This window comes from Halomonas sp. E14, from assembly GCF_052568415.1.
Map to the genome: position 1 here is coordinate 2,597,325 of NZ_CP199423.1, position 13,789 is coordinate 2,611,113.

The 13,789-nt window shown below is 66.5% G+C and carries 12 protein-coding genes; 5 read left to right on the forward strand and 7 right to left on the reverse strand.

Annotated elements, in window-relative coordinates:
• Positions 1–38: 38 nt before the first annotated feature.
• The gene (gene fadA / locus ACT7B3_RS12140) at positions 39–1,217 is read right to left on the reverse strand and encodes an acetyl-CoA C-acyltransferase FadA (protein ID WP_444677194.1); all 1,179 of its coding nucleotides are present in this window, start codon (positions 1,215–1,217) and stop codon (positions 39–41) included.
• A 28-nt stretch (positions 1,218–1,245) separates the two neighbouring features.
• Positions 1,246–3,423, reverse strand: a complete 2,178-nt coding sequence (fadB, locus tag ACT7B3_RS12145) for a fatty acid oxidation complex subunit alpha FadB (protein ID WP_445158118.1) — start codon at positions 3,421–3,423, stop codon at positions 1,246–1,248.
• Between the two features lie 302 nt (positions 3,424–3,725).
• Here fadB and slyA point away from each other — a divergent pair, with 302 nt between their 5' ends.
• Positions 3,726–4,169 (forward strand): transcriptional regulator SlyA, encoded by a 444-nt coding sequence (gene slyA, locus ACT7B3_RS12150; RefSeq protein WP_444677193.1) that lies wholly within the window; start codon positions 3,726–3,728, stop codon positions 4,167–4,169.
• A 72-nt stretch (positions 4,170–4,241) separates the two neighbouring features.
• Here slyA and ACT7B3_RS12155 read toward each other — a convergent pair whose 3' ends face one another.
• Positions 4,242–4,778, reverse strand: coding sequence for a preprotein translocase subunit YajC (locus ACT7B3_RS12155; protein WP_444677192.1), 537 nt, complete (start codon positions 4,776–4,778; stop codon positions 4,242–4,244).
• A 100-nt stretch (positions 4,779–4,878) separates the two neighbouring features.
• Between ACT7B3_RS12155 and ACT7B3_RS12160 the strand changes: the two genes are divergently transcribed.
• Positions 4,879–5,334 carry a universal stress protein gene (locus ACT7B3_RS12160; RefSeq protein WP_444677191.1) on the forward strand — a complete coding sequence of 152 codons (456 nt, stop codon included), beginning with the start codon at positions 4,879–4,881 and terminating at the stop codon, positions 5,332–5,334.
• A 135-nt stretch (positions 5,335–5,469) separates the two neighbouring features.
• Here ACT7B3_RS12160 and ACT7B3_RS12165 read toward each other — a convergent pair whose 3' ends face one another.
• On the reverse strand, positions 5,470–7,395 hold the full coding sequence (locus tag ACT7B3_RS12165; RefSeq protein ID WP_445158119.1) for an ATP-binding cassette domain-containing protein: 1,926 nt from the start codon (positions 7,393–7,395) through the stop codon (positions 5,470–5,472).
• 100 nt (positions 7,396–7,495) lie between these two features.
• Here ACT7B3_RS12165 and ACT7B3_RS12170 point away from each other — a divergent pair, with 100 nt between their 5' ends.
• Both ACT7B3_RS12170 and ACT7B3_RS12175 read left to right on the forward strand, forming a co-directional pair.
• The gene (locus tag ACT7B3_RS12170) at positions 7,496–8,389 is read left to right on the forward strand and encodes a TatD family hydrolase (protein ID WP_445158120.1); all 894 of its coding nucleotides are present in this window, start codon (positions 7,496–7,498) and stop codon (positions 8,387–8,389) included.
• A 1-nt stretch (position 8,390) separates the two neighbouring features.
• A complete protein-coding gene (locus ACT7B3_RS12175) occupies positions 8,391–8,867 on the forward strand; it encodes a hypothetical protein (protein ID WP_444679302.1) in 477 nt (158 codons plus the stop codon).
• On the opposite strand, the gene ACT7B3_RS12180 is transcribed toward ACT7B3_RS12175, so the two are convergent.
• Positions 8,853–9,941, reverse strand: a complete 1,089-nt coding sequence (locus ACT7B3_RS12180; RefSeq protein WP_445158121.1) for an ACP S-malonyltransferase — start codon at positions 9,939–9,941, stop codon at positions 8,853–8,855. The two genes, ACT7B3_RS12175 and ACT7B3_RS12180, sit on opposite strands and share 15 nt — an antisense overlap.
• The gene (locus ACT7B3_RS12185; RefSeq protein ID WP_445158122.1) at positions 9,938–12,166 is read right to left on the reverse strand and encodes a thiamine pyrophosphate-dependent enzyme; all 2,229 of its coding nucleotides are present in this window, start codon (positions 12,164–12,166) and stop codon (positions 9,938–9,940) included. Before ACT7B3_RS12185 ends, ACT7B3_RS12180 begins: the two co-directional genes overlap by 4 nt.
• A 96-nt stretch (positions 12,167–12,262) precedes the next feature.
• Here ACT7B3_RS12185 and ACT7B3_RS12190 point away from each other — a divergent pair, with 96 nt between their 5' ends.
• Positions 12,263–13,114 (forward strand): LysR family transcriptional regulator, encoded by an 852-nt coding sequence (locus tag ACT7B3_RS12190; protein ID WP_445158123.1) that lies wholly within the window; start codon positions 12,263–12,265, stop codon positions 13,112–13,114.
• Here ACT7B3_RS12190 and ACT7B3_RS12195 read toward each other — a convergent pair.
• Entirely contained in the window at positions 13,072–13,656 is a 585-nt protein-coding gene (locus ACT7B3_RS12195) for an elongation factor P hydroxylase (protein WP_445158878.1), read from the reverse strand. The genes ACT7B3_RS12190 and ACT7B3_RS12195 overlap by 43 nt on opposite strands.
• Positions 13,657–13,789: the final 133 nt, after the last annotated feature.

The following is a 13,789-nucleotide window of genomic DNA, read 5'->3' on the forward strand; positions in this document are numbered from 1 at the left end:
CAGAACCCGCTTGGGCAAGAACTGACTTGAGCGGGAACTTACTTGAGGCGTTCGAACACCGTCGCCACGCCCTGGCCCATGCCGATACACATGGTGGCCAGGCCAAGCGTGGTATCGCGCTGCTGCATCACGTTGAGCAGCGTGGTGCAGATTCTCGACCCCGAGCAGCCCAGCGGGTGCCCCAGAGCGATGGCACCGCCGTTGAGGTTGACCTTGTCATCCATGGCGTCGAGGAAACCGAGATCCTTGAGCACCGGGATCGCCTGGGCGGCGAAGGCCTCGTTGAGCTCCACGGTTTCGATGTCGGCTGCCGAGAGACCGGCGGCCTTGAGCGCCTTCTTCGACGCCGGCACCGGACCATAGCCCATGATCGAGGCGTCGCAGCCTGCCACGCCGGTGGAGAGCACCCGGGCGATGGGTTCGAGGCCCAGCGCCTGGGCACGCTCGTAGCTCATGATCGCCATGGCGGAAGCGCCGACCGACAGCGCCGACGAGGTACCGGCCGAGACGGTGCCGCTGCGCGGATCGAACACCGGCTTGAGCTTGGCCATCTCTTCCAGACTGGCGTCGATGCGCACCACTTCGTCATGCTTGAACAGGCGCTTGAAGCCATTGGCGTCATGCCCTTCGACGCCGACGATCTCGTTGTCGAAGTAACCTTTCTGGTTGGCCGCATAGGCGCGCTGGTGCGAACGCACGCCAAACTTGTCCTGATCCTCACGGGTGACGCCGTGCATCTTGCCCAGCAGCTCGGCGGTCAGGCCCATCATCATGGCGGCCTTGGCGGCATACTTGCTGGCCGCCGGGTTGACGTCGACACCGTGGGCCATGGGCACATGCTCCATGTGCTCGACGCCACCAATGACGTAGAAGTCGCCCATGCCTGCCTTGATGTTGGCCGCCGCGATGTGCAGCGCGGTCATCGAGGAGCCGCACAGCCGGTTGACCGTCTGGGCCGGTACCGTGCGCGGGATGCCGGTCATGATCGCGGCGTTGCGGGCGATGTTCATCGACTGCTCGAGGGTCTGGTTGACGCAGCCCCAGATCACATCGTCGACTTCGCTCGGGTCGAGGCCGGCATTGCGATCGAACAGCGCCTGCATCACCGCGGCGGAGAGGTTCTCGGCGCGCACGTTGCGGAAGGCGCCGTTCTTGGCTTTGGCCATGGCGGTGCGCACCCCGTCGACCACCACGATGTCTCTCGGATTCAAACTCATTTCAACTTACCTCCTGCTCGTGGTGGGTTCAGCCCTGGGCCTGGCTGGGATAGAAACGCTCGCCGGACTCGGCCATCTTGCGCAGCTTGTCGGTAGGGGCGTAGAGCGGCCCCAGCTCCTCGGCAAGGCCATCGGCCAGTTTGACAAACTCGCCCACACCCATGGCATCGATGTAGCGCAGCGCGCCACCGCGGAACGGCGGGAAACCGATGCCGTAGATCAGCGCCATGTCGGCTTCGGCCGGCGTCTCGACGATACCGTCCTCGAGGCAGCGCACCGTCTCCAGGCACAGCGGCACCATCATGCGCGCGATGATCTGCTCGTCGGAGAACTCCTTCGTCTCCTTGGTCACCTGCCTGACCAGCGCATAGGCCTGGTCATCGCTGACCTTCTTCGGCTTGCCCTTCTTGTCTTCCTCGTAGGCGTAGAAGCCCTTGTCGTTCTTCTGCCCCAGGCGATCGTTCTCGTACATCACCTGGATCGCCGACTTGCCGTCACGCGCCATGCGGTCGGGGAAGCCTTCGGCCATCACTTCATTGGCGTGCACCGCGGTATCCATGCCGACCACGTCGAGCAGGTAAGCGGGGCCCATGGGCCAGCCGAACTTCTCCATCACCTTGTCGACGCGCTGGAAGTCGGCGCCCTGCTCCACCAGCAGGCTGAAGCCACCGAAGTAGGGGAACAGCACGCGGTTGACGAGGAAGCCGGGGCAGTCGTTGACCACGATTGGCGTCTTGCCCATGGCGCGGGCATAGGCCACGGTCGCCGCCACGGCGGCGTCGCTGGTCTTCTCGCCGCGGATGACCTCAACCAGCGGCATGCGGTGCACCGGGTTGAAGAAATGCATGCCGCAGAAATTCTCGGGACGCTTGAGGTTCTGCGCCAGGCGGGTGATCGAGATGGTGGAGGTGTTCGAGGTGAGGATGGTGTCCTCGCTCACCAGGCCTTCCACTTCGGTCAGCACCGCGTCCTTGACCTTGGGGTTTTCCACCACCGCCTCGACGACCAGGTCGACGTGACCGAAGTCGCCATAGGAGAGCGTCGGGCGAATCAGGGTCAGTTTCTCGGCCATCTGCTCGGTAGAGAGCTTCTTGCGCTCCACCTGCTTGGCGAACAGCTTGCGAGACTCCTTGAGACCCAGCTCGATGGCCTCTTCCTTGATATCCTTCATCAGGATCGGCGTGCCCTTGGAAGCGCTCTGGTAGGCGATACCGCCACCCATGATGCCGGCGCCCAGCACGGCCGTCTGTTTGACGGCCTGAGCCTGCTTCTCGAACTTGCCCGCCTTCTTCTTGACCACCTGGTCGTTCATGAACAGGCCGACCAGATTGTAGGCCACGTCAGTCATGGCCAGCTTGACGAAGGCCTTGGCCTCGATGGCCTGGGCGCGGGCACGCTCTTCGCCGGCTCCCTTCTGGATCACCTTGATCGCCTCGACCGGGGCCGGATAGTGCGGTCCGGCCTTCCCGGCCACGAAGCCCTTGGCGGTTTCGAAGGCCATCATCTGCTCGATGGCATTGAGCTTGAGCGGGCCGCACTTCTCGGCACGGCGCGCCTGGTAGTCGAGCTCGCCGGCATTGGCCTGGGCAATGATATCGAGCGCGGCGGCCTCGAGCTTGTCGTTGGTCACCACGGCATCTACGGCACCCACCTTGAGCGCGGCATCGGCACGATTCTCCGTGCCGCCGGCGATCCACTCGACGGCATTGTCCGAACCGATCATGCGCGGCAGACGCACGCAGCCGCCCCAGCCGGGCAGGATGCCCAGTTTGGTTTCCGGCAGGCCGATCTTGGCCTTTTCGCCCATGACACGGAAGTCGGTGGTCAGCGTAACCTCACAGCCGCCGCCCAGTGCCAAGCCGTTGATTGCACTCACTGTGGGGAACGGCAGATCCTCGATGGCATTGAAGATATCGTGCACCTTCATCAGCATCGACTCGAGGAACTCGGCGCCCTTGCCGAACATGCCCTGGAATTCGGTGATGTCAGCACCGACGATGAACGACTCCTTGGCGCTGCCGATCACCAGCCCCTTGAGGCCGCTCTCGGCGCGAATCGCCTGGACGGCTTCGTCGAGCTCGGCGACCACGGCGCTGGACAGCTTGTTGATGGACTCACCTTTCAGGTCGAAGGTAAGCATGGCGACATCGTCGCCGCCGTTCTGGATACCGCGTGCCACCGTGATGGCATTGCCTTGATAGATCATCCGCGAATCTCCACACAGAGGTTGGCGTTGGAGGAGTGCCAAGTTTCATACGGCCGTTTGATTCCATCAAGCTTGGTGCACTCCAGCCGACACGTCAAGCCCCCGCCTTCCCTAATTGGCCTGATCTGGCTCCTCTCCACGCCTGGAACAGAACCCCGGCTGATGCTGCATTCAGGTGTGCTCGCACTGGTATTGGCCTGCATCAACGGGCCGAACCGTCACCCTGTCCAGTGAGACAAAGTTGCATTACACGCAAGGGGTCCGGACAATTCGGCTAATTCAACGATGAAAAGCGGAGTCCCATGCACCAGAACATCGGCTTCCGACTGTCCCGTTTGCCTCGCCTGTGGCGTGCCATCATCGATCGACGGCTGGCCCCGCTGGGTCTGACCCAGACGCGGTGGATCACGCTCTATCATCTATGGCGGCTAGGCGACGGGCAGCCGCAGTGCGACCTGGCACGTGCCATCGGCGTCGAGGCGCCTTCTCTGGTTCGCACCCTCGACCAGCTCTCGGAGCAGGGCTTGATCGAACGCTGCCCCTGCGAGCAGGACCGGCGCACCAAGCGGGTGTTCCTTACGCCGGCCGCCACGCCGCTGCTCGAACAGATCGATGAGGTAGTGACCCAGGCTAGGCGCGAGATGCTGGCAGGCTTGAGCGATACCGACATCCGCAAGCTCGATACCCTGCTGGAACATATCGAGAACAACGGCCTGGAGATCCAGACTCGGGAGAGTGAAGGCTGAACGACAGCCAGAAGACGCAAGCGCTGCCGCCCGGCCCGCGACCCGGTCGAGCTCGCCCTTCCGGCAGAGGGGCTAGCCGCGAGACTCGACGTCGCCGAAGGCACGCTTGGCCCCGGGCCGGTCGGCATGCCCTGCCAGCGCGTCACGCAGTCGCTTGAAGTCCTCGACGTAGCTGAGGAAGCGTTCGGCTGTCTGCGACTCCCACCACCACAGGGTGATGGCGAACTCGGAAGACTCGACGACCAGCGCATCCTGCGGCAGGCGCATCAATAGCGCCTCGAGAGGTTGGCGAGCCGCCTCCGGCAGGGGCCGCAGCGGTTCGATGCGCCAGCGCCAGTCAGCCACGCAGGGTGTGAGCACGTCGCTGGCCTCGCTTGCCCTCACCAGCACGAAGCGCGGGCCCGGGGCATCGCTCGGGTAGCGCCAGCGGTAGCCCGGCATGGGCGTGCCGATACCGTGCAGCGGCGGCTTCTCCATGACGACCTTGACCCCGGCTTTCATCGCCGCGTTGCGCAGCGGCGCCAGCCGGCGCTGCCGTGCACTGGGCTTGAGCCACATCACCGGCGAGATCATAAGCAAAAGCGCCGCCACGATTACTACCCAGACCATCGCTATCTCCGTTTCTTGACGCAAGTCGTTGTCTTGACTCGTCAGGCGTCCTAGAGTTAAGGCATATCAACTACATCGTGCCGCTTCGCAGGAGTCTGACATGAGCAATGAGTACCGCCACATCCTGGTCGCCGTGGACTTGACCAAGGATTCTCACAAGGTGCTCGAACGCGCCTTGCAGATCGCCGAGCGCAACCAGGCCAAGCTGTCGATCATGCATACCCTCGAACCGCTCGGCTTTGCCTACGGCGGCGACATCCCAATGGACCTGACCAGCATCCAGGATCAGCTCGACGAGCATGCCAAGCAGCGCCTGGCCGAGATTGCCGATCCGCACGTGGCCAAGGAGAACCAGCACGTCCTGGTGGGCATGCCGGATACCGAGATCCACCGCTTCGCCGAGGAGCACGGCGTCGACCTGATCGTGGTCGGCTCTCACGGGCGGCACGGCTTCGCCCTGCTGCTCGGCTCCACCTCTACCGGGGTACTGCACGGCGCCCAGTGCGACGTGCTCGCCGTCAGGGTAGGGAAGAAAGGCGAAAAAAGCGCTGAGTAAACTGCTGCGCGACCTCCGCCACTGAACCTTTACCTTCTTGATGAAGCGCTGAAATCGTGTCACCAGCGCAGATGGGTTGGCCGCCACCGGCGGCCAACCCATGCTTGACTGCTCACGCGCAGTAGCGAATCGCCCTTACTCACCCGCGGCGAGGGCTTCAAGCTCCATCCACCGCTCCATGGCGGCGTCGAGTTCGGCCTGCTTGTCGCTCATGGCCTGCAGCACCTCGGACACCACCCCCGCCTCCTGCTGATAGAACGCCGGGTCGCCCACCCTGGCTTCGTACTCCGCCACCTCGGCCTCGAGCCGCTCGATCTCGGCCGGCAGCGCATCGAGCTCGCGCTGCAGCTTGTAGGAGAGCTTGGCGGGCTTCTTGGCCGGCGGCGCTGAGGGGGCCGGGCTGGCGGGCGCCTTCTCCACCGCCTTGGCCGTGGGCTCCACCTGCTGACGTGCCGCCCCCTCCCACGGCGCCGGCGGCAGTTTTCCGCCCTGGCGCACCCAGTCGCTGTAGCCGCCTACGTACTCGCGCACCACGCCGTCGCCCTCGAAGGCCAGCACGCCGGTCACCACGTTGTCCATGAAGGCGCGATCGTGGGAGACCAGCAGCAGCGTGCCGTCGAAGTCGAGCAGCAGCTCCTCGAGCAGCTCCAGGGTCTCGACGTCGAGATCGTTGGTCGGCTCGTCGAGCACCAGCACGTTGGCCGGCTGGGTGAACAGCTTGGCCAGCAGCAGCCGGTTGGACTCGCCGCCGGAGAGCGCCTTAACCGGCTGGCGCGCCCGCTCCGGGGTGAACAGGAAGTCCTGCAGGTAGCTGATGACGTGCTTGTCCTTGCCACCCACGGCGATCCTGTCGCTGCCCTGGGCGACGTTGTCGTAGACGCTCTTCTCCGGCTCGAGGCCGGCGCGCAGCTGGTCGAAGTAGGCCACCTTGATGTTGGTACCCAGCCTTACCGTACCCTCGCTGGGCTCGAGCTCGCCGAGCAGGATCTTGAGCAGGGTGGTCTTGCCGGCACCGTTGCGCCCGATCAGGCCGATGCGGTCGCCGCGCTGGATCTCGAACGAAAGGTCGCGAACGATCGTCTCGTCGCCGAATCGGTGGGTCACGCCGACGAGTTCGACCACCCGCTTGCCGCTGCGCTCGCCGCTGTCGATGCCGAAACTGGCGCGGCCCTGCACCTCGCGGCGCTGGCTGCGCTCGCGGCGCAGCTGCTCCAGTGCCCTCACGCGGCCCTCGTTGCGGGTGCGTCGCGCCTTGATGCCCTGGCGGATCCAGGCTTCCTCCTGGGCCAGCTTCTTGTCGAACTCGGCGTTCTCCCGCGCCTCGACCTCGAGCTCGTGGGCCTTCTGCTGCTGGTACTTGGCGTAATCGCCCGGGTAGCGCCCCAGCCGCCCGCGATCGAGCTCGAGGATGGTCGTGGCCAGCTTCGACAGGAAAGCCCGGTCGTGGGTAATGAATAGCACCGCACCGTTGAAATCGAGCAGTTGTTCCTCGAGCCAGGCGATGGTGTCGAGGTCCAGGTGGTTGGTGGGCTCGTCGAGCAGCAGCAGGTCGGGCTCGGCCACCAGCGCCCGGGCCAGCGCCACGCGCCGCCGCCAGCCACCGGAGAGCGAACTCATCAGGTCGTCGGCGGGCAGCCCGAGCCGGGTCAGCACCACGTCGATGCGCTGATGAAAGGACCAGCCGTCGATGGCCTCGAGACGGCTCTGCAGGGTCGCCATGCGCTTCATGTCGGGCTCGGCCGCCTGCACCAGGTGGTGGTACTCGGCCAGCAGCTCGCCGGCCTGGGGCAGGCCCTGGGCCACCACGTCGAAGATGGTTTCCCCCGAAGCGGACGGCAGGTCCTGCTCCAGCACGCCGATCTTCAGCCCCGGCGCGCGCCAGATACTGCCGTCGTCGGGCAGGATCTCCCCTGCCACCAGCTTGAGCAGAGTCGATTTGCCGGTACCGTTGCGCCCAACCAGTGCCAGACGTTCACCCTTCTCCAGCACCAGGTCGGCGCCATTGAGCAGCACATGGGTACCATAGGCCAGTTGCAGGCCTTCCAGACGTAGCAGGGTCACACGCTCACCTCATCGTTCATCAAGGCGGCTAGTGTAACGCATGGCTGGCTCGCCGTGGCTTTGGTTACAATGCGCGAAAGCCGCAAAGGAGCGCTTCCCATTGGCTGATACCGACGCCGCCTTCGACGACTTCCTGCCTGAGGCACTGCGCTTTCGTTCGCCCGCCCCGCTGGTGGACATCGGCGCCAACCTGACCCATGACAGCTTCGCCCGCGATCTCGAAGCGGTCGTGCAGCGTTCGCGAGCCGCCAACGTCACGACGCTGATCGTGACCGGCACCGATCTCGCGCACGCCGAGCAGGCCGTGGCGCTGGCCCAGCGCTTCCCGGGCGTGTATGCCACCGCCGGCGTGCACCCCCACGATGCCAGCCGCTGGAATACCGACCTGGCGGCAGGCATGGCCGAGCTGCACCGACGCCCCGAGGTGGTGGCCGTGGGCGAGTGCGGCCTCGATTTCAACCGCAATTTCTCCACGCCGGCGGAGCAGGAACGCGCCTTCGAGGCCCAGTTGGGGCTGGCCGCGGAGAGCGGCAAGCCGCTGTTCATCCACGAGCGCGACGCCGGCCGACGCATGCGCGCGATGCTCAAGGCCTGGCGCGACGACATCGCCGATGCCGTGGTGCACTGCTTCACCGCCGATCGCGACACCCTGCACGGCTATCTCGATCTGGATCTGCATATCGGCCTGACCGGCTGGATCTGCGACGAGCGTCGCGGCCATCATCTGCGCGAGCTGGTCCAGGAGATCCCGCTCGAGCGCCTGATGGTGGAAACCGACTGCCCCTACCTGCTGCCGCGCGATTTACCTGCCAAACTCAAGGGCAGGCGCAACGAGCCTGCCCTACTGCCGTGGATCGTGCGCGAGATCGCCCACTCGCGCGGCAACGACGAAGCCGAGCTGGGCCTTGCGACCAGCGCGACGGCAAGACGCTTCTTTCGCCTTCCCTTGACCGGCGAACCCCAGGACAATGGCCGCCCCCCACAGGAGTCGTAACATGGCCGACATACCCGGATTCATCGCCGTGGAAACCGGCGCCGACAGCGATCTGCCCCTGGCCATTGCCTGGGTACTGAGCGACGGCAGGATCAAGCACACGCTGATCCAGCCCGACGACGACTGGCTCGACGACGAGTTCAACGAGCTCAACGGCTACAGCCTCGATGAGCTGCACAGCTTCGGCGCCAGCCCGCTCGACGTGATCCGGGAGCTGGAGAACGACCACTTCAACGCCACCCTGTTCACCGCCGGTGTCAGCGGCGACGAAGCCGCCCTGGCACGGCTGTTCGACACCTACGGCATCGACCCCTTCGTCGAGCTGGCCCCGGCCGACAGCCTCTACCCCGACCTCTCGGCCGGCGAGTGGAGCCGCGCCCGCAACGAGCTGTTCGGCGAGATGGGGCTCGAGCCGATGCGGCCCGAGCACGAAGTGGAAGTGATGCTGCGGCTGCACGAGCGCCTAGGCGGGGAGTGACGTCCGTCGAGACAGCAGCCACTCGCGCTGCTCCGCCAGGCCCATGCACAGCAGTTTCGGCTCCTCGGCCTGGCCGCGCTGGAAAGCGGCCTTGTCCGCCCAACCCTGCCAGCCGAGCTGGATCAGCGCCTGGGCGGTAGCCCCGCCCAGGGTCGCTCCCGGGCCGGGGATCACGATGCGATCCGGCGCAAACTCCCTCACGCCGACCCGGATCGCCGCCGTGAAGTCGTAGGGCGCGACCAGTTGCTCGCCCAGGGTGTAATCCCATAGCGCCTGCGGGTCGGTGCTCCAGGGCGTCCAGACATGGCCGCGGCCATCGATCATCGACACCTCGGGTGAGCGCAGCGGCAGGTTCGCCAGTGCGCGGCGCGCCTCGCGCTTCACCCCCTCCTGCAGCGGCGTATGGAAGGCGGCGTGCTGGTGCAGCCGCAGCGGGAAGCGCTCGCGCGGTGGCAGGCTCTCGGTCAGCCGCGCCAGCCCCGCCTCGTTGCCACCGAAGACCAGCATACCGCCCAGGTCGATCGAGAGATGGAGCTCCACCCCCTCTCGACCGTGGATGCGCTCGAGCAGCCCCAGCAGCTCACGCCGCAGCGACCAGTCCGGGCGCCAGTTCTCGTCGACCCAGGGGTAGATGACCTGCCCACCGGCCAGGGTCTCCTGCATGCGCAGCCCCATGCTGCCGATCAGGTGCAGCGCCTCGTCGGGCCCCAGCGCGCCTGCCGCCGCCAGGGCGATGTACCAGCCCATGGAGTTACCGGTCACCGCCACCACCTCGTAGCGCTCGCGGTCGATGGCCAGCAGATCGGCCCAGGCGCAGGCATAGATCAGCGGGGCAGCGTGTTCACCGCGCCCATGCAGGCTCTGGCGAAAGGGCATCTCACCGTCCAGCGCCGTGAGCGTCGGCATGCCGGCCTCGCGGCGCCTGGCATCGAAGCGTGCCAGCCACTCGCTGCCGCCCGCCAACCGGTTGAGGGTGCCCCATTCGGCGGCGTTGTAGGTACCGCGACCAGGGCAGACGATCAGCAGCCGTTCGCGGCTGCCGCTCCGGGGCTCGTTAGCGTGCCGTTGGCTCATGGGTTATCGCTCCCTGCCGTCGCCTTGCTTGGCGTCTTTGTCATTGCGCCCTCCTTCACTCCGGGAGCAACGAGGCGCAGCCCTTGCTCGACGATCGCCCGCACCGAAGGCAGCGTGACCGTGGCCGCCCGCCCCAGCGGGATGAAGCTGTCTTCGGCGGTCAGCCGGTGCAGCCTGTCGCTCGGCATGCCGCGCTCCACCAGCGCGGTGATCAGCTCCTCGCTGAGCGAGCCGCTGCGCCGGCATTCGTCGACGATCAGCACCTGGCCGCATTCGGCGACGCGACGGTGCACGGCATCGTGGTCGATGGCGGTGAGCCAGCGCAGGTCGACGATGCGCAGGTGCACGCCCTGAGCCTCCAACCTTGCCGCCGCCTGTCGCGAGAGGTAGACCCCGTTGCCGTAGGTGACGATGGCGAGCTCGCGCCCCTCGCCCCATTGGCCGAGTGCCCCCTGCGCCAGGCGATGCTCGGCCCCCGGGTCGGCGAAGCACCACTGCTGATCGCCCTCTTCATGCAGATCGCGGGTGTGGTAGAGCGCGATGGGTTCGATCACCACCACCACCCGCTGCTCCTCGTCGGCCAGGCGCACCGCCTCCTGCAACAGTCCCACGGCATCGGCGGCGTTCGACGGACAGGCCACCAGCAGGCCGGGGATGTCGCGCAGCACGGCAATGGCATTGTCGTTGTGGAAGTGGCCGCCGAAGCCCTTCTGGTAACCGAGCCCGGCGATGCGCACCACCATGGGGTTGGTGTACTGGCCATTGGAGAAGAAACTGAGCGTGGCCGCCTCGCCGCGCAGCTGATCCTCGGCGTTGTGCAGGTAGGCCAGGAACTGGATCTCGAGAATCGGCACCAGGCCGTTCTGCCCCAGCCCGATGCCGAGCCCGAGGATACTCTGCTCGTCGAGCAGGGTATCGATCACCCGGTGCGGCCCGAACTGGGCCTGCAGGCGCTGGGTGACGCCGTAGACGCCGCCCTTGCGACCGATGTCCTCGCCCGCCATCACCAGGTGCGAATAGCGCTCCATCAGACGGGCGAGCGATTGATTCAGCAGCTTGGCCATGGGCGCCGGCGTAGGGTCCACTTCGTCCTGCCAGGGGCGTGCACGGCCCGGTCTTGATGGCGGCACGATGCTGGCCATGACCTGAGCGGCCGTCTCCAGCTTGGGCCGACGTATCGCCTCCTCGGCGACATGCGCGACCCGCTCGGCCACCGAGCGGTAGAGTGCGGCGATGGCGTCGCGCCCGAGGACGCCGTGACGCTCGAGCAGTCCGGCCGTGACCAGCAGCGGGTCGCGGGTCTCGTCGGCCTTGATCCGCGCGGGAGAGAGATAGGCCTGCTGCGCATCGGAGCCGGCGTGGCCGTAGAGCCGCACACAGCGCATGTGCAAAAACACCGGCTGCCTGCGCCGCCGGGCAATACGTTCGGCCTCCCTGGCCGCCCGCCAGGTGTCGAGCAGGTCGAGGCCGTCGCAGGCCAGGTAGTGAAAGCCGGGGCGCGAACGCATGCTGGCTTCGATCCAGCCGTTCGGCGTGGGCGTGGAGATGCCGATGCCGTTGTCCTCACACACCATCACCAGCGGCAGCGGCGCCCCTTGATAGGCCGCCCAGCCGGCGGCGTTGAGCGCGCCCTGGGCGGTGGAGTGGTTGAACGAGGCGTCGCCGAAGCTGCAGATCGCCACGCCGTCAGCCGGCCACTCGCCGCCGCCGCCCAGCCACCGCCACAAGCCGAAGCTGTAGGCGGCGCCCACGGCCTTGGGCAGGTGCGAGGCGATGGTGCTGGTCTGCGGTGGCACGTGCAGCGACTTCGAGCCCAGCACCTTGTGCCGCCCGCCCGAAACCGGTTCCTCCGCCGAGGCGGCGAAGCTCAGCAGCAGATCCCATAGCGGGGTCTGCCCCGGCACACCGCGACTGCGCTGAATCAGGAACGCCGCATCGCGATAGTGCAGAAAGGCAGGATCGGTGGCACGAAAGGCGCGGGCGATGGCGGCATTGCCCTCGTGTCCGGCGCTGCCGATGGTGTAGAAGGCCTCGCCGCGAGCCTGCAGGCGCCGGGCGTGCAGGTCCAGGTGGCGGCTCATCAGTTGGGTTTCGAACAGCTCGGCGAGACCCGCGGCAGAGAGCCCGACCTCATCGAGCGACCAGTCGCGCTCGGGGGTTGGCCAGTCGCCGCTGCGCAGGGCGGTAAAGAAACGCTGCTCTTGAGGTAAGGGTTCGAGCGCCATGCTGACTCCGCAGGCAGAAGTAGATGCCTCTAGCCTAGCGCGCCCGGGAGGCAAAGCGATAATATCGATCTCCTGCCCTAGATATAGGCCATGCCTATGGATATTCGCAGCCTGCGCTACTTCATCGCCGCCTATGAGGGCGGCTCGATCAGCGCCGCCGCCCGACGCTGTCACGTGGCGCAGCCCTCGATCTCGACGGCGCTGGCTCAGTTGGAGGAACGCCTGGGTACGCCGCTGTTCGAACGCCATCGGCGCGGCATCACACCGACCGAAGAGGGCCACCGGCTCTACCCTCTGGCGCGTCAGGTCAGTGAAGACCTCAATGCCATCGGCCGGCTGTTTCGCACGCCGGCGCCATCGACGCCGGTGCGCCTGGGCCTGATGCGCTCGCTCGGCGCCAGCCGCATGACGGCACTGCTCAAGGAGTACATCGGTCAGGGCGACAACCTGGCCCTGACCCTGGTCAACCCCGAGGAGCGCTGCGACGCCCGCATCATCGGCGAACAGGATCTGGCAGCCGGCGAGGCGTTTCAGCCCATCTGGCACGACAGCTACCTGTTGGCGCTACCCGGCGGCCACCCATTGGGGCTGAAAGCGACGGTGACCTTGAGCGAACTCGACGGCCTGCCATTCATCTGGCGCCATCCCTGCGCCGCAATGGAGCAGCTGGCATCGGCGTTGAGCGATGCCGGCGTACGCTGTCAGGTCCGCGCTCGCCTGCGCACCATCGAATACACCCTGGGGCTGGTGGCGGCCGGCGTCGGTGCTTCACTGGTGCCGGCCTGGCCGGAGATCCTCGATCATCCGGACGTGCAGTGCCGGCCGCTCAGTGGCCTTGCCATTCGCCAGACCGTCGGCGTGGCCTACCCGTCGCGCCAGGCCATGCCCTCCCTCGAGCCGCTGCTTCAGCTCGGCAGGCAGGCATGGGAGTCGGCCGGCTCTGCCTGAGCCAAGCGATCGAGACCGCTGGCCACGGCACGCTCGATGGAGAGCCCCTGCCGGTAGAAGCCCTGCAGCGCGGCATGAAAGGCCGCCGCCCGGGCGGGGAGCCCCTCTCGCTCGTAGCGCGCCGCACGGGCCGTGACACGGGCCGCGAAGGCTTCGCGGTCGACCTCCACGTCTCCGCCCAGGTTGTCGACGCTGACGTGAAAGCGCAGCCCGCAGGCGTGTGAAAAAAGCGTCTCCAGCGCCTGAGGCGCCACTTCCGCTGCCTCGAAGCGGCGCTGCTGCTCGGCATCGCGCCCATCGGGCAGATACCAGTAGCCGTAGTCCTCGAGCTGGCGACGCCGCTCGCCGGCGATGCACCAATGGCTGATCTCGTGCAGAGCGCTGGCGTAGAAGCCACGGGCGAAGATGACACGGTGGTGGGGACAGGCCGTATCGGCAGGCAGATAGAGCGGCTCGTTGCCGCCGCGCACCAGCCGGGTGTTGAAGCGCGGCACGAAGAGCCCGTCGAACAGGGCGATCACGTCCTCGAGGCGATGCGTCACGCTGGCGTCCTGTGTGGCTGAACGGCGGGACAGTATAGGCGAGTCGAGCACGCAGCGAAATTCACCGGATATTGCTAACATATTCGGTTCTCCTGACGCATTGGTCAGGCTTTCGACACGCATGGAGCCTTCT

Bases quoted from the DNA above. Each gene is read 5' to 3' on its own strand.
- fadA (WP_444677194.1), bottom strand. From the start codon at position 1,217: ATGAGTTTGAATCCGAGAGACATCGTGGTGGTCGACGGGGTGCGCACC.
- fadB (WP_445158118.1), bottom strand. From the start codon at position 3,423: ATGATCTATCAAGGCAATGCCATCACGGTGGCACGCGGTATCCAGAAC.
- slyA (WP_444677193.1), top strand. From the start codon at position 3,726: ATGCACCAGAACATCGGCTTCCGACTGTCCCGTTTGCCTCGCCTGTGG.
- ACT7B3_RS12155 (WP_444677192.1), bottom strand. From the start codon at position 4,778: ATGGTCTGGGTAGTAATCGTGGCGGCGCTTTTGCTTATGATCTCGCCG.
- ACT7B3_RS12160 (WP_444677191.1), top strand. From the start codon at position 4,879: ATGAGCAATGAGTACCGCCACATCCTGGTCGCCGTGGACTTGACCAAG.
- ACT7B3_RS12175 (WP_444679302.1), top strand. From the start codon at position 8,391: ATGGCCGACATACCCGGATTCATCGCCGTGGAAACCGGCGCCGACAGC.
- ACT7B3_RS12180 (WP_445158121.1), bottom strand. From the start codon at position 9,941: ATGAGCCAACGGCACGCTAACGAGCCCCGGAGCGGCAGCCGCGAACGG.
- ACT7B3_RS12185 (WP_445158122.1), bottom strand. From the start codon at position 12,166: ATGGCGCTCGAACCCTTACCTCAAGAGCAGCGTTTCTTTACCGCCCTG.
- ACT7B3_RS12190 (WP_445158123.1), top strand. From the start codon at position 12,263: ATGGATATTCGCAGCCTGCGCTACTTCATCGCCGCCTATGAGGGCGGC.